The organism is Arthrobacter sp. TE12232, from assembly GCF_054062615.1.
The window spans coordinates 2734703-2748716 of sequence record NZ_JBSSFK010000001.1 but is presented as its reverse complement, the minus strand read 5'-3'; the positions used below and the strand labels follow the sequence as shown (position 1 = coordinate 2748716).

Here is a 14014-nt window from a genome sequence, read left to right as displayed (position 1 = left end):
CCCCCGACGTACCAACAACGGATAGTAAGCATCCTTGCTAACCGGAATCCGCCATGGTTAGGTGGACCCGAGACCGGCACCCTGACCGTGCCCGGGTCAACCAGCGAAAGTGAGCAATCCTCATGAGCAGCACAGCAGGCCCTGACGACAACACGACCCGCCGCGTCGTGCCGGAGGACGGCACGGCTTCGCCGCGAGAACCCCGCATCCATGACGCCATGCAGGACGCCACGCGCGAAGAACGGGTCGAAGAGGCGCCGCCGCGCGCGAACCGGACCGATGCCACGCGCCCGTTTCCTGCCACATCGGTGACGGCCGTCCGGCGGCACGACGAACCCGTCCGTGAACCGGTCCACCCCGTCCACGAACCACTCCGTGATACCGCGGTGGCCGAGGCGCCGACCCGCGAAACCGTCGTGGCCCGCGAGAAGGAGCAGTTCGGCGGCATCAAGGTCGGCTCAGCGTTCTTCGGTTGGCTGGCCGCCACGGGCACTGCCGTGCTGCTCACCGCACTGGTCGCCGCCGGCGGCACCGCCGTCGGACTGGCCACCAACACCGACGTCAACGACGCCGTCAACCAGGCCGCGGGCAACCAGACAATCGGCTTGGCCGGCATCATCGTGCTGCTGGTGATCCTTCTGGTCGCCTACTACTGCGGCGGGTACGTGGCAGGCCGGATGGCGCGCTTCAACGGCGCCAGGCAGGGCTTCATGGTCTGGGTCTGGGCCCTGATCGCCGCGATCGTGGTCGCCGTGCTGGGCATGGTCGCCGGGCAGCGCTTCAACATCCTGGCAAACCTGAACAGCTTCCCGCGCATTCCGGTCAACGAGGGCGAGCTGAACACCATGAGCATTATCGCGGCGGTCGTCGTTGCGGTGGTTGCCCTGGTGGGCGCAGTGCTCGGCGGCCTCGCGGGCATGCGTTTCCACCGCAAGGTGGACCGGGCCGGTTTCGCGCCGGCAACTACGGCCGAAGAACACCCCGCCGGAAACTCACGTCAGCCGGACACTACGCCGTCAAGGTAGTACCAGCGCCTGCCCTCCCGCACAAAGCGGCTCGTTTCGCGCTGCACGCCGCGTTCGCCGTCGTGCCGGTAGTGCGCCGCGAATTCCACCGTACCTTCGGTGTCCAGCGGACCGCCGCGGCTGGTGGAAAGGATGTCCAGGCGGCGCCACTGCATGTCGGCATCCAGCCCCAGCGCAGCGGGCCGGGTGGTCGGATGCCAAGTGCGCAGGAGGTACTCCTCGTCCCGGACGACGAAAGCGCTGTACCGGGACCGCATGAGCTGCTCGGCCGTCGGCGCCTCGGCGTCCCCGCGGTGGAACCGGCCGCAGCAGTCGGCGTATTGCTCACCGGACAGGCACGGGCAGTTCCCCTCGTACGGCACGGCCGCCCGGCTCCCACCAGGGTTCGCCGGCGACGCGCCGTCGGGGTTTGAATCTGCTGCTGCGGTGTGCGTCACAAGGTGTCCTTCCTGCGGGCCGGACGACGCCGGCGGGGCTGACTTTGACTATAGACGCCTGCCCCGCGGCGCCGATCCCCGCTCGCGGGTAACGGCTTCGACACATCTTCGCCGGGGGCAGCGGCGGCGACACGTGGCCGGGCGAAAAGTACGTATTGTTAAGAGCGGCTCCTGCCCGCCACATGGTTGCGGTAGGGACCGCGCTGCAGCAGGACGGCAAGGAGAGGTGACATGGAAGATCCAACGACCATTGCGCTGCACCTGACCTTTTTCGGGACCCTCGGGGTGGCGTTCGTCATGTTCCTTGGTCTCTTCCTGGTGTTTGCCGCAACTCTCGTCATTGCCGGGATCGGCCGGCTGGTAGCTGTTGTTGTGATGGCCGTCGCCGGGCTCGGCAGGCGCCCTGAAACACGCGACAATCCCTCGACAGCTACGAAACCCGGGCGCCCTGCCGCGGCAGCCAAGCCGGCCCGTTCTTCCATGACAGGCGGGAAGTCTGTTAGGAACCCAACCAGGAACCCCGCCAAGAAGGAAGCTGCGCTGTCCCCGGAATGGGCCGCCGCCGTGGCCCGGGCCGATGCCCGCGCCGCCGCGAGGGCCAAGGCCGAGGCCGGCCCCGACGTCCGGGTCTCCGTCCGGGACCTGCCCAACCCCAAGGCGCCGGCGCGGGACATCACGGAAGTCTCAGCCCTCGTCGAGTCGGCCATGGACTCCAACGGGACGCTCGGCGCCGTCCCCCGGGCTTTCAAGAAGCCGCCTATGCCCGCCGCGAAGTCCATGCTGGACACCGGCTCGCTCGTATCGCTGCACGGCGGCCTTCCGGTCGGGAAGGCCAAACAGCAGGCCCCGGAGCGCAAGGCCGGCTGAGCCCTTACCCCGGGCGGGCAAGTCCGCTACGTTGGAACCCATGGAATTCAGATACCTCGGGAACAGCGGCTTCAAGATTTCAGAAATCACGTTCGGCAACTGGCTGACGCATGGCTCCCAGGTGGAGAATGACGTCGCCACCCAGTGTGTCCGTGCCGCGCTCGACGCCGGTATCAGCACCTTCGACACGGCCGACGTCTACGCCAACACCGCGGCGGAGACGGTCCTCGGCGAAGCCCTCAAGGATGAACGCCGGGAGTCACTGGAAGTCTTCACCAAGGTGTTCGGCCCCACCGGCCCCAAAGGCCACAACGATCTCGGCCTGTCCCGCAAGCACATCATGGAAGCCATCAACGGCTCCCTCCGGCGGCTGCAGACCGACTACGTGGACCTTTACCAGGCTCACCGCTACGACTACGAAACGCCGCTGGAAGAGACCATGCAGGCCTTCGCCGACATCGTGCGGCAGGGCAAGGCCCTGTATATCGGGGTCAGCGAGTGGACTGCCAACCAGATCCGTGACGGCCATGCCCTTGCCCAGGAACTGGGCTTCCAGCTGATCTCCAACCAGCCGCAGTACTCCATGCTGTGGCGGGTGATCGAGGCCGAGGTGATTCCGACGTCGGAAGAGCTGGGCCTGTCCCAGATCGTCTGGTCCCCCATGGCGCAGGGCGTGCTGAGCGGCAAGTACCACCCCGGCAAGCCGGCTCCCGAAGGCAGCCGCGCCACGGACACGAAGGGCGGCTCGCGGATGATCGAGCGCTGGCTGTCCAACGAGGTCCTCACCGGCGTCCAGCAGCTCAAGCCGATCGCAGATGAGGCCGGGCTGACCATGGCCCAACTCAGCATTGCCTGGGTGCTGCAGAACAAGAACGTCGCCTCGGCCATCATGGGCGCGTCCCGGCCGGAGCAGATCGAGAAGAATGTGGCGGCCGCGGGCGTGACGCTGGACCCGGCGATCATGGACAAGATCGATGGCGTCATCGGAGCCCTGGCCGAACGCGACCCCGCGCAGACCAAGTCGCCGGCCTCCCGCGAAGCCTAGGGCCATGACCAACGCCCCCGAGCTCGCCGTCACCGGTTCCACCGGCCACCTGGGCGGCCTGGTGGCCCGGCTGCTGGCCCGGGCCGGCAGTCAGCAGCGGCTGCTGGTGCGGGACGCCGCGCGGGCGCCGGAGCTCGACGGCGCCGTCCCGTTTGTGACCACGTACGCCGACCGGGAACAGGCGAAGGCGGCCCTGGCAGGCGCGACGACGCTGTTCATGGTCTCCGCCGCCGAGGCCGAGGACCGGCTGGAACAGCACTACGCCTTCGTCGATGCTGCGGCCGCAGCGGGCGTCCGGCACATTGTGTACACCTCATTCTTCGGGGCGGCGCCGGACGCCACGTTCACCCTGGGCCGGGACCACTTCGCGACGGAGGAGCGGATCAAGGCCTCCGGCATGGACTACACGTTCCTGCGCGACAACTTCTACCTGGACTTCCTGCCGTTGCTGGCCGGGGACGACGGCGTCATCCGCGGCCCCGCGGGCGACGGCGTGATGGCCGCCGTCGCGCGGGCGGACATTGCCCGCTCGGCCGTCGCCGTGTTGCGGGACCCGGTCCTGCACGTGGGACGGACCTACGATCTGACGGGCCCGGAGGACATCTCGCTGGCCCGCGGCGCGGAACTCCTGACCGCCGGAACCGGCCGGACCATCACGTTCCACAACGAAACCCTGGAGGAGGCCTATGCCTCCCGCGCCTCCTACGGTGCACCGCCGTGGCAGGTGGACGCCTGGGTGAGCACATACACGGCCATCGCGGCCGGCGAACTGGCGGGCCCCACCTCCGCCGTGCACGAGCTGACGGGCCGCGAGCCGCTGAGCCTCGAACAGTTCCTTGCGGAGGCCCACACGTTGTAGGCCGCCGCACTGGACTTACAGAACCCAGTATTGACGGCGTCCGGGGCGCGGCGTAGACCTGAATTCAGGTGACACCGGCCAAAAACGGGCTGGGCCTTCATAAGAATCGCAGCGCGCCATGCCAAAGCAAATGTCCCGACACTCCGCTGTCCTGAAGAGTCCGCGCCGGCAGGCCGGGAAACCCCGGCCGCATTCCGGCGAACCCACCCACGGCCCGCTGACAGCGGAGGAACTCCAGCTCGCCGTGCGGAACCATTCAATGCCGCTCGAAGCCCTGCGGAAGGACACCACGCCGCCGGGGCTGCACTATGTGCTCACCCACTTCGACATCCCGTTCATCGATACCGACCACTGGCACCTGCAGATCGGCGGCGCCGTGCAGCGGTCCCTGGAGCTGAGTTTCCGGGCTTTGCTTCGGGCTCCCAGCATCACCATCCCGGTCACGCTCGAATGCGCCGGCAACGGCCGGTCCCTCCTGCGGCCCCGCCCGCTGAGCCAGCCGTGGGTCCTGGAAGCAGTGGGCACCGCTGTGTGGACCGGCGTCCCGCTCGCCTATCTGCTGACCCAGGCCGGCGTGGAGGACGACGCCGTGGAGGTGCTCTTCAGCGGAGCGGACACCGGGGTCCAGGGCGGCGTCCGCCAGCAGTTCGCCCGGAGCCTCCCGATCGAGGAGGCACTGCGGCCCGACGTCGTGCTCGCCTACCGGATGAACGGCGCAGAGCTGCCGCCGCAGCACGGTTATCCGCTCCGGCTGGTGGTCCCGGGCTGGTACGGCATGGCGAGCGTGAAGTGGTTGTCCTCGATCAAGGTCCTCACCAGACCCTACGACGGTTTCCAGCAGGCCGTGGCGTACCGCTACCAGGAGGACGCGGACGACGCCGGCACTCCCGTGACGTGGATGAAGGTGCGTTCGCTGATGGTTCCGCCGGGCGTTCCGGACTTTTTCAGCCGCAGCCGGATCCTGCCCCCGGGACCGGTATTGCTGACCGGCCGGGCCTGGTCCGGGCAGGGCGCCGTGCAGCGCGTCGACGTCGGGATCGACGGCAAGTGGGCTCCGGCCCATCTGGAGCACCCGCCCGCGCCGTTCGCGTGGTCCGCCTGGTCAATGCCGTGGGTGGCCGACCCGGGCGAACACGAGCTCAGCTGCCGCGCCACCGATGCCAGCGGCGCGGTACAGCCGCTGGAGCCGGTGTGGAACTACCAGGGGATGGGAAACAACGTGGTCCAGCGGATCAAGGTCACCGTCGGGCAGTAAACCGCGTGCGGTGCCCCCGGGGCCGGGACCTAGCGGCCGCGTCCCAGGTGCTCGGCGTTCAGTTCGTCGAGTTGCGCGTCCGTGAGGTCATCGAAGCCGCGGGCCTCGCGTTTGTCGCTGCGCGAGAAGCGGATGAACATCAGGATGATGAGCGGCAAATCGACAATCTCGCAGATGAACCATAGAACGTCGCCCGCCAGCTGCTGGTCGCGCAGGGCGTCCGGAAACCAGCCCAGTGAAGACTGCCGCGTCGTGACGTGATCCAGTACCTGGCCGTTGAGGCGCAGCAGGATCCCCGGAACGGCGTCGACCAGCAGCTCAATGAAGACAAACACGAATTCCAGGATGAAGAACGCGCTGGACCGGCGGAAATCCGCTTCCTCGATGATCGGCAGGGCCATCAGCATGCCCAGCAGCGGAACCCCGACGGTCAGCAGCGACTCGGCCAACGGCGCAGTGCGGAGGGTGTAGAACGCCGGCGTAAGGAAAGTGGAGAACAGGGCAAGGCCAAGGAGCGGGGCGGCCATGGAGTTGCTCACAAACCGCACGGCGCGGTGCGCGAGTACATTATTCAGCCGGTTCACGCCCCCCGGCGGCAGGGCGGCGCGCGCCAGGGTGATGGGTTTTCCCAGGCCGACCAGCAGCGGCACCACGAAGAGCATCAGCGAAATCTTGAGCGTGAAGGCCCACCGGAGCTGGGCGCTGTAGACGCCCGGGAACCCGCACGTCAGCACTGTCAGGAACCCCAGGCCCAGGAGATAGAACGCCAGTGTCCGCCATACGGGCTGGCGGTGCCCGCGCGCCGCTGCGGCCTTCAGGCCGAGGGCGTAGAGCACCGCCGAAGCGCTGATGAGGGCAGCGGCAGCCCAGTCGATCTGCCAGGCGGTGAGGACTACATCAAGGGGTGGCACTGGCCCATGATAGGCGCCTTTCCTTGGAAGACCCTCAGCATCCCTCGAAGTCGGTGAGCACCTTGACCTTCTCCGCGGAGGCGGACGAGGGATCGAAGGTGTAGCCGATCCATTCCCGCGCGAGCCGCCGTGCCAGCTCCAACCCGACAACACGCTGGCCCATGGTGAGGACCTGGCAGTCGTTGGAGAGCACGGAGCGCTCCACACTGAAGGAGTCATGGGCGGTCGCGGCCCGGATGCCGTCCACCTTGTTGGCGGCAATGGCGACGCCGATTCCGGTGCCGCAGAACAGGATGGCCCGGTCTGCCTGCCCGTCCCGGATCAGTTCCCCCGCGGCGATGCCCACGTACGGATACGGCTTGGTGAACTGATCCGGGGCGTCGTCGCGGTTTACCCCGATGTCGATGACTTCCGCGACCCGTGGATCGGTCCGGAGGTCCGCCAGGATCTGGTCCTTGTAGTCCACGCCGGCTTCGTCCGCGCCGACAATGAGCCGGATGCCTGCCGGGCTCATGAGCGTGCTCCGGCAGCTTGCCGCACACCGGCGAGGTGTGGACCGAACACGCCGAACACCATGGCCAGGGACGTGGCCCCCGGGTCCGGTGTCCCCACGCTCTTTTCGGCCAGGGGGCGGGCACGCCCCTTGAGCGGGCGCAGGGCCGCGGTGGCCTGCGCCGCGGCGGTGGCCTCGCGCGCCGCTGCTGCCCAGCCGGCATCCGCGCCGGCGCCTTCGCCGGCCAGCCGGCTCAAGGTCTCGGTGAACGGGACAAGCGCGTCCACCATGGTCTTGTCCCCAACATCGGCCTTGCCGAGCTCCGCGATCCGGGCGGCAAAAGCCGCCACGGACGCTGCGAGCTCAGACGCCTCGGGCGCGTGGTCGTTGCCGAGGGACTCACCGAAGGCCCGCAGGCCGGCGCCCCACAGCACTCCGGAGGTGCCGCCGGCGTTGTCGGCCCAGGCATCGCCGGCGGCGGCCAGGACGGCGCCGGCTCCGGCGCCGCGGGACGCAGCGCCCGAGGCGGCGGCACAGGCAGCGTCAATGCCGCGGACCATCCCCCGCCCGTGGTCGCCGTCGCCGGCGATGGCGTCGAGGTCGCCGAGGGATTTCTCGGCGTCGTGGAGTGCGTCCCGGGCCGCCGTTAGGGCGGCGATGCAGCGCAGCGCGTAATCACGTGAAGCGTCCGCCGCGGTGAAGGTCTCCGGTGCCGTGGTGTCCTCGGCAGGCGTCGGCTCCTCCGCCACGCCGCCGGGGAGGGCTGCGTTGCCCCGCCGGTACGCAGGGGTCTCGGCGGGAGCGGTCCAGAGCGGTTCGAGTTCGTCATCGAGCCACGTGACGGTCAGTGAGACGCCGGACATGTCCAGGCTCGTGACGAGCTCGCCGACCTCCGGCATCACCAGTGTGTAGCCTGCGGCGCGAAGCAGCGGGGCGACGGTCAGCCACAGCACGAAGAGCTCTTCCTGTTTCGTGGAGCCGAGCCCGTTCAGGAGCACGGCAATCCGCGGGCCGGCACCGTGCGGCGTCTCTGCAAGCACGCGCGCCACCAGTTCCTCGCCCAGCTCCCGTGCCGGCGGCAGTTCGGTATCGAACAATCCGGGCTCGCCATGGATGCCCAGGCCGAGCCCCATCATTTTGTCCTCCAGCGTGAACAGCGGAGCGTCGGCGCCCGGAAAGGTGCAGCCGCTGAAGGCGCTGCCGATGCTGCGCGTCAGGTCGTTGGCCTTGCGGCCCAAGCGGACAACCTCGGGCAGGGTCTCGCCGGCCTCGGCGGCGGCTCCCATGATCTTGAAGACGGTGAAGTCGCCGGCGATGCCGCGGCGCTTGCCGGATTCCGACGGCGGTGCGCTGGCGATGTCGTCCATCACGAGCACGTTGTCCACCTGGATCCCTTCGGCGGCCAGCCGTTCGCTGGCCAGGCCGAAGTTCATGACGTCGCCGGCGTAGTTGCCGTAGGTGAACACCACGCCGGCGCCGCTGTCCGCGGCTTTGGCAACGGAATACGCCTGCTGCGCGGACGGCGAGGTGAAGATGTTTCCGACGACGGCGCCGTCGGCCATGCCGGTGCCGATGAGCCCGGCGAAGGCCGGGTAGTGGCCCGAGCCGCCGCCGGCCAGTACGGCCACCTTCGGCTGGCGGGGCCGGTGCCGGCGGACGGCGCCGCCGGGCACCTGGCGGACCAGGTTGGCATGGACGTCGCAGAAGCCGGCAAGGGCTTCCTCGGCGAAATCGGACGGGTCGTTAAAGATTCTTGTCATGATGGGCTCTCTCAGCTGAACTCGGTCGTCTGCCGCTCTGTCCAATAGACGTTGAGGCTGCTAGTGGATGTGGCTTCCGCCGTTGATGTCGATGGTGGTTCCGGTGAGGTAGGCGGACTCCTCGGAGGACAGGAAGGTGATGACGGCAGCGATTTCCTCGGTGCTGGCGTTGCGTCCGAGCGGGATACCGGCGTTAATGGCCGCTTCCTGCTCCTCGGTGCTGCCCACGCGGATGTTGGTGTCCACAGCGCCGGGGGTGATGGCGTTGACGGTCACGCCGGTGCTTCCGAGCTCACGGGCCAGGGCCTTGGTGAAACCCAGGATGGCGGCCTTAGCTGCGGAGTAGGGGACCTTGCCGAAGACGCCGCCGCCGCGCTGCGCGGACACGGAGGACATGTTCACGATCCGGCCCCAACCGCTGGCGATCATGTCCGGCAGGAACGCCTTTGTGACCAGGTAGGTGCCCGTGGCGTTGACGGCCATGACCTTGTTCCAGAGCTCGAGGGTGGTTTCCAGGAACGGCACCGGCGAGGTGATGCCGGCGATGTTGGCCAGGGCGCCGACGGCGGGCAGGTTGCCGGCGCTGACCTCGGCGGCAACCGCCTGGTAGGCGGCGTTCACGGAGTCCTCGTTGGCGACGTCGATCTCGTGGCCGAAGGCGGGAACGTTGAATTCGTTGCCGATCTCCGCGGCGACCTTGGCGGACTTCTCGCCGTCGAGGTCCAGGATCACCACGCCCCAGCCCTGGCTGGCGTAGCGGCGTGCGGTGGTGATGCCGATGCCCCGGTCCGAGGTTGCCCCGGTGAGGACGGCGGTGCGCTGGATGGTGGTGCTCATGATGCTCCTTGGAGTTGGTGTGGTGTCTCTTTGATGGAATCGATTGCTCCAACGGCGCCGTTTTGGCGGTCCAGAACGGCCGTTTCGGAGCAGTCGATGGGTCAGATGAGGTCTGTGATGAAGCTGGCGGCCTTGGCGGCTGCTGCCGGGCGTTCGTCGTGCGTGACGTCGCGGGTCTCCAGCTCCAGGGAGAAGTGGCCGGCGTAACCGTGGGCAGCGAGTGCGCCCAGGCCGGCGGCGAAATCGGCGTCGCCGTTGCCGATGCTGAGGTTGATGTTCCCCGGCGCGGCATCGCGCAGGTGGACGTGGGCGATCCGGCCCCGGTGCCGCTCAAGGTAGTCCAGCGGGTCCTCGCCGGCGGCCACGATGTGGCTGAAGTCCATGACGATCCCGACGCCGGCTCCGGCCAGCCGCTCTGCCAGCAGTTCCGCGCGCTCCAGGTTCCAGCAGAAGCGCAGGAAGTGCAGTGACTCGGTCCAGAGCTCGACGCCGAACTCGTCCGCGCGTCGCCTGGCCCCGAGGAGCTGAGCGGCAATGGTGTCCAGATCCTCGTCGATGCTGCGGACCGGCTCGTGGCCGAGGGCGCCGCAGGGAAGGACAAGGGCCTTGGCACCAATTCCGGCCGCCAGGGTGAGGAGGGCGTCAAGGTGCCGGTTCCGGGCGGACTGTGCGTCGGCGTCGAGCACGGCGTTGAGGTCCCCAATGTCTCCGTTGACCGAACGGACCCGCAGCCCGGAGGCAACGACGTCGGCCGTCACGGCGGCGACGGCAGCGGCGTCAAGGTCGTAGGGAACGTGGTCGCACACTCCGGGAAGGGCGCCGAGATCGATTTCCTCGAAACCCAGGCCGCTGATGGTGCGCAGGGCCGTGGGCAAGTCCTGGTGGCGGAAGCTGATGGACGAGCAGCCGAGTCGGGAATTGAACATCGTCGTTGATCCTCTGGTCGTGCCCCGAGGGCGGTGGTGATACGGACCACACTACAAAGTCGACTGTCAACAGTCAACCTTTGAAGTTGACTGTTGACATTACTTATGTCGCGGGTCACACTGGCGTATCATCTGTTAACAGTCGACAGTGTTGGCGCTGAAGCGTCGACAGCTCTCTTCGAAAGGGATTGACATGAGCAACGAAGCTCTCACCATGCGAGGCCCTGTGCATGGCACGAAGGACGCCCGGCGCGTCGCGGTCGGCTCCAGCGTCGGCGCAGTTATCGAGACCTATGACTTCATCGGCTTCGGCACGGCAGCAGCCCTGTACTTCGGTACGGCTTTCTTCCCCACGGGCGACCCGGTGACCGGGACCCTGGCCGCCTTCGCCACCCTGGGTGTCGGCTTCGCGGCCCGTCCCATTGGCGGCATCATCGGCGGCCACCTCGGTGACAAGCTCGGCCGCAAACCGGTCCTGGTGGCGTCCCTGATCCTCATGGGCGTCGCCACCTTCGTCATCGGCCTGCTTCCCACGTACAGCCAGGTCGGCCTGATGGCTCCTGCTTTGCTGGTGTTCGTCCGCATCGTCCAGGGCCTGGCCTTCGGCGCGGAGTGGGGCGGCGCCATCCTCATGAGCTACGAACACGCGCCGTGGAAATCCAAGGGCAAGTACACCGGCATGGTCCAGGCCGGCTTCCCGGTCGGGCTGCTGTTGGCCAACCTGGTGTTCCTCTTCAGCGTCCAGCTCGGCGGCGAACTCGCCTGGCGCATTCCGTTCCTCGCCAGCATCGTGCTGGTCGTCGTCGGCCTGATCATCCGCTCCAAGGTCCCCGAGTCCCCGGTCTTCGACGAGGTCAAGGACAGCGGCAACATCGTGAAGTCGCCCATCACGGAGGTCCTCAAGACCGACTGGCGCAACATCGTCAAGGGCATCGGCCTCCGCATCGCCGAGACCGCAGGCTACGCCGTGTCCATCACCTACATGATTTCCTACCTGAACAGCCAGCACCTGGCCGACAAGACCCAGACACTCGTCGCACTGTGCATCGCCTCCGCGATCGGCATCTTCGCCACGCAGGCCTGGGCACGACTGACCGACAGGATCGGCCGGCGCCCGCTCTACATCTGGTCCTGCGCCTTCGCGGTGGCCTTCGCCGTGCCGATGTTCCTTTTGGTCAACACCGGCTTGTTCATCTTCATCATCGCCACCCTCGTGATCTCCTACGCCGTGTGCCAGAACTCGCTCGCCGGCGCCCAGGGCGCCTGGTTCCCGGAGCTCTTCCAGGCCAAGACCCGCGCCTCGGGCGCCTCGCTGGCCTACCAGATCTCGGCCATGGTCTCCGGCTTCACCCCGTTCATCACCACCCTGCTGTTCGTCAGCTTCGGCTGGATGGGCCCGGCACTGCTCTTCGGCACCTACGCCGCCATCGGCCTCTGGGCCGCCCTCGCCACCCGGGAAACCTGGGGCAAGCGCGAACGCCAGCTCGCGGACGAGGCCACCAAAAGCACCCCCACCCACGTGACCGCGTAGGGACGCACCCCACCGGACGCCGTCGACGGCCTCCCGCAGTAGCTCATCACGTCAATTTTGAAAGGCAGAATTGTGGTTCTCACACAGGAAAAAGCAGCCCGGGGCAAACCCTCCGACGTCGAGGCAGCACGCCTTGAACGGGTCGAGGGGGCCGCGTTCCGGATCCGGCACCACGCCCTGAACATGGGCGAGGTCCAGGGCCAGGGCTACGTGGGCCAGGCCCTCGGCGCGGCCGACATGCTGGCGGTTGTCTATGCGGACCAGCTCCGGTTCCGCGCCGACGATCCCGAATGGGACGGGCGGGACAGGTTCCTGCTCTCCACGGGCCACTACGCGATCGGCCACTACGCGGCCCTCGCCGAGGCCGGGACCATCCCCGTCACGGAACTGGAGACCTACGGCTCGGACAATTCCCGGCTGCCGATGTCCGGGATGTCCACCTACACCCCAGGCATGGAGATCTCTGGCGGCTCCCTCGGCCACGGCCTCTCGATCGCCGTCGGCGCCGCCCTTGGCCTGCGTTACCAGGGGTCGGACGCCCGGGTCTACAACTTCCTCTCCGACGGCGAACTCGACGAGGGCTCCACGTGGGAGGCCGCCATGGGCGCGCACCACCACCAGCTCGGCAACCTCACCGCCATGGTGGACATCAACGCCCTGCAGGCCGACGGGAAGACCGACACCGTGCTGCGCACCGAGCCCGTCACCGAAAAGTGGGAGGCGTTCGGCTGGTACACCCAGCGCGTGGACGGGAACGACGTCGGCGCGCTGCTGGCCGCGTTCGACAACGCCGCTGCCCGGGCGGCCGCCACCGGACGTCCCTCGGTGATCCTGTGCGACACCAAAGTGGGACGCGGCGTCCCGCTGCTCGAGGACCGCGAAAAGGCGCACTTCATGCGCATTGAAGAGCACGAATGGCAGCTCTGCCGCGAGCAGCTGACCGCAGGATTCGAAGGAAAGGCCGCACGATGAGCACCGCCGCAACACCGAAGCTGAAGACGTCGGCCATGATTGCATCCTTCGCGGACCCGGGCCAGAAGACAGCGCCCGCACCGTTCGGGCACGCCCTGGTCAAAGCCGCACAGGAGAACGACAAGATCGTGGGCCTGACCGCGGACCTGGGCAAGTACACGGACATGCATATCTTCGCCCAGGCTTTCCCGGAACGGTTCTTCCAGATGGGCATGGCCGAGCAGCTGCTCTTCGGCGCGGCGGCCGGGCTGGCGGAGACGGGCCTGGTCCCGTTTGCATCCACATACTCGGTGTTCGCCGCCCGGCGCGCCTACGATTTCCTGTGCCTGGACGCCGCCGAGCCGAACCTCAACGTCAACATCGTGGGAGGACTCCCCGGACTGACCACCGGGTACGGCCCCAGCCACCAGGCCACTGAGGACATGGCGATCTTCCGCGGCATGCCCAACCTGACGATCGTGGATCCGTGCGACTCCCTCGACATCGAGCAGGCCGTCCCCCAGCTGGCGGCCAGCGAGGGCCCCACGTACCTGCGCCTGCTGCGCGGCAATGTCCCCACGGTGCTGGACGAGTACGACTACACGTTCGAACTCGGCAAGGCCAAAGTCCTGCGCGGTGGCAACGACGTCGTCTTCATCTCCAGCGGACTCATGACCATGCGGGCGCTTCAGGCGGCCGAGGCGCTGGCCGCGCACAACGTGGATGTCGCCGTCGTCCATGCCCCCACCATCAAGCCGTTCGACTCTGCAACGGTCCTGGCCGAGCTGAACACCGACCGCCTCGCGGTGACGCTGGAGAACCACAGCGTGGTGGGCGGCCTTTTCGAGACCGTCGCCTCGGCCGTGGTCACGGCGGGACTCGGCAAGCGGGTGGTGCCGGTGGCGCTGCCTGATGAGTTCCTCGACGCCGGGGCGTTGCCCACTCTGCACGAACGCTACGGGCTTTCGGTGCAGCGGATCGTCGCCAAGGTCCTCGCCGAACTGGGCTAAGCCCGAAGAAGAGTCGCCGCGCGGGCCCGGCAGCCGCCGGTCCCGCGCGGGTGCCGTACCATCAACTGTTAACACACCAACTGTAGACAGTTGACCACTGACAGTGA

14 protein-coding genes are annotated in these 14014 nt (G+C 67.9%); 8 read left to right on the top strand and 6 right to left on the bottom strand.

What is annotated here, in order from left to right; genetic code table 11:
- Positions 1-122 precede the first annotated feature (122 nt).
- Positions 123-1025, top strand: a complete 903-nt coding sequence (locus ACVWZ7_RS12230; protein WP_456507991.1) for a hypothetical protein — start codon at positions 123-125, stop codon at positions 1023-1025.
- Here the strand turns inward: ACVWZ7_RS12230 and ACVWZ7_RS12225 are convergent.
- Positions 998-1387, bottom strand: coding sequence for a YchJ family protein (locus ACVWZ7_RS12225; RefSeq protein WP_116766660.1), 390 nt, complete (start codon positions 1385-1387; stop codon positions 998-1000). The genes ACVWZ7_RS12230 and ACVWZ7_RS12225 overlap by 28 nt on opposite strands.
- A 306-nt stretch (positions 1388-1693) precedes the next feature.
- Between ACVWZ7_RS12225 and ACVWZ7_RS12220 the strand changes: the two genes are divergently transcribed.
- The 4 genes from ACVWZ7_RS12220 to ACVWZ7_RS12205 all read left to right on the top strand — a co-directional run bounded on the left by ACVWZ7_RS12220 (position 1694) and on the right by ACVWZ7_RS12205 (position 5488).
- Entirely contained in the window at positions 1694-2329 is a 636-nt protein-coding gene (locus ACVWZ7_RS12220) for a hypothetical protein (RefSeq protein ID WP_456507990.1), read from the top strand.
- Between the two features lie 40 nt (positions 2330-2369).
- The gene (locus tag ACVWZ7_RS12215; RefSeq protein ID WP_091255434.1) at positions 2370-3374 is read left to right on the top strand and encodes an aldo/keto reductase family protein; all 1005 of its coding nucleotides are present in this window, start codon (positions 2370-2372) and stop codon (positions 3372-3374) included.
- 4 nt (positions 3375-3378) lie between these two features.
- Positions 3379-4233 (top strand): SDR family oxidoreductase, encoded by an 855-nt coding sequence (locus ACVWZ7_RS12210; RefSeq protein WP_344367360.1) that lies wholly within the window; start codon positions 3379-3381, stop codon positions 4231-4233.
- 118 nt (positions 4234-4351) lie between these two features.
- Complete coding sequence (locus tag ACVWZ7_RS12205; RefSeq protein WP_456507989.1) at positions 4352-5488, top strand: sulfite oxidase; 1137 nt, start codon at positions 4352-4354, stop codon at positions 5486-5488.
- A gap of 29 nt (positions 5489-5517) precedes the next feature.
- On the opposite strand, the gene ACVWZ7_RS12200 is transcribed toward ACVWZ7_RS12205, so the two are convergent.
- From ACVWZ7_RS12200 to ACVWZ7_RS12180, 5 genes are all read right to left on the bottom strand, one after another.
- Positions 5518-6399, bottom strand: coding sequence for a cytochrome c oxidase assembly protein (locus ACVWZ7_RS12200; protein ID WP_456507988.1), 882 nt, complete (start codon positions 6397-6399; stop codon positions 5518-5520).
- A gap of 34 nt (positions 6400-6433) precedes the next feature.
- Positions 6434-6913, bottom strand: coding sequence for a ribose-5-phosphate isomerase (locus tag ACVWZ7_RS12195; RefSeq protein ID WP_456507987.1), 480 nt, complete (start codon positions 6911-6913; stop codon positions 6434-6436).
- On the bottom strand, positions 6910-8652 hold the full coding sequence (locus ACVWZ7_RS12190; protein WP_456507986.1) for a dihydroxyacetone kinase family protein: 1743 nt from the start codon (positions 8650-8652) through the stop codon (positions 6910-6912). Before ACVWZ7_RS12190 ends, ACVWZ7_RS12195 begins: the two co-directional genes overlap by 4 nt.
- Positions 8653-8712: 60 nt before the next feature.
- Complete coding sequence (locus tag ACVWZ7_RS12185; protein ID WP_456507985.1) at positions 8713-9489, bottom strand: SDR family NAD(P)-dependent oxidoreductase; 777 nt, start codon at positions 9487-9489, stop codon at positions 8713-8715.
- A 101-nt stretch (positions 9490-9590) separates the two neighbouring features.
- Positions 9591-10415 (bottom strand): sugar phosphate isomerase/epimerase family protein, encoded by an 825-nt coding sequence (locus ACVWZ7_RS12180; protein WP_456507984.1) that lies wholly within the window; start codon positions 10413-10415, stop codon positions 9591-9593.
- Between the two features lie 193 nt (positions 10416-10608).
- Here ACVWZ7_RS12180 and ACVWZ7_RS12175 point away from each other — a divergent pair, with 193 nt between their 5' ends.
- The 3 genes from ACVWZ7_RS12175 to ACVWZ7_RS12165 all read left to right on the top strand — a co-directional run bounded on the left by ACVWZ7_RS12175 (position 10609) and on the right by ACVWZ7_RS12165 (position 13907).
- Complete coding sequence (locus ACVWZ7_RS12175) at positions 10609-11946, top strand: MFS transporter (RefSeq protein ID WP_456507983.1); 1338 nt, start codon at positions 10609-10611, stop codon at positions 11944-11946.
- A gap of 72 nt (positions 11947-12018) precedes the next feature.
- Positions 12019-12918: a transketolase gene (locus tag ACVWZ7_RS12170; protein ID WP_456507982.1), complete on the top strand. Its 900-nt coding sequence runs from the start codon at positions 12019-12021 to the stop codon at positions 12916-12918.
- Positions 12915-13907 (top strand): transketolase family protein, encoded by a 993-nt coding sequence (locus tag ACVWZ7_RS12165; protein ID WP_456507981.1) that lies wholly within the window; start codon positions 12915-12917, stop codon positions 13905-13907. Before ACVWZ7_RS12170 ends, ACVWZ7_RS12165 begins: the two co-directional genes overlap by 4 nt.
- Positions 13908-14014 lie beyond the last annotated feature (107 nt).

Bases quoted from the DNA above. Each gene is read 5' to 3' on its own strand.
- ACVWZ7_RS12230 (WP_456507991.1), top strand. From the start codon at position 123: ATGAGCAGCACAGCAGGCCCTGACGACAACACGACCCGCCGCGTCGTG.
- ACVWZ7_RS12220 (WP_456507990.1), top strand. From the start codon at position 1,694: ATGGAAGATCCAACGACCATTGCGCTGCACCTGACCTTTTTCGGGACC.
- ACVWZ7_RS12215 (WP_091255434.1), top strand. From the start codon at position 2,370: ATGGAATTCAGATACCTCGGGAACAGCGGCTTCAAGATTTCAGAAATC.
- ACVWZ7_RS12210 (WP_344367360.1), top strand. From the start codon at position 3,379: ATGACCAACGCCCCCGAGCTCGCCGTCACCGGTTCCACCGGCCACCTG.
- ACVWZ7_RS12205 (WP_456507989.1), top strand. From the start codon at position 4,352: ATGCCAAAGCAAATGTCCCGACACTCCGCTGTCCTGAAGAGTCCGCGC.
- ACVWZ7_RS12195 (WP_456507987.1), bottom strand. From the start codon at position 6,913: ATGAGCCCGGCAGGCATCCGGCTCATTGTCGGCGCGGACGAAGCCGGC.
- ACVWZ7_RS12190 (WP_456507986.1), bottom strand. From the start codon at position 8,652: ATGACAAGAATCTTTAACGACCCGTCCGATTTCGCCGAGGAAGCCCTT.
- ACVWZ7_RS12185 (WP_456507985.1), bottom strand. From the start codon at position 9,489: ATGAGCACCACCATCCAGCGCACCGCCGTCCTCACCGGGGCAACCTCG.
- ACVWZ7_RS12180 (WP_456507984.1), bottom strand. From the start codon at position 10,415: ATGTTCAATTCCCGACTCGGCTGCTCGTCCATCAGCTTCCGCCACCAG.
- ACVWZ7_RS12175 (WP_456507983.1), top strand. From the start codon at position 10,609: ATGAGCAACGAAGCTCTCACCATGCGAGGCCCTGTGCATGGCACGAAG.
- ACVWZ7_RS12165 (WP_456507981.1), top strand. From the start codon at position 12,915: ATGAGCACCGCCGCAACACCGAAGCTGAAGACGTCGGCCATGATTGCA.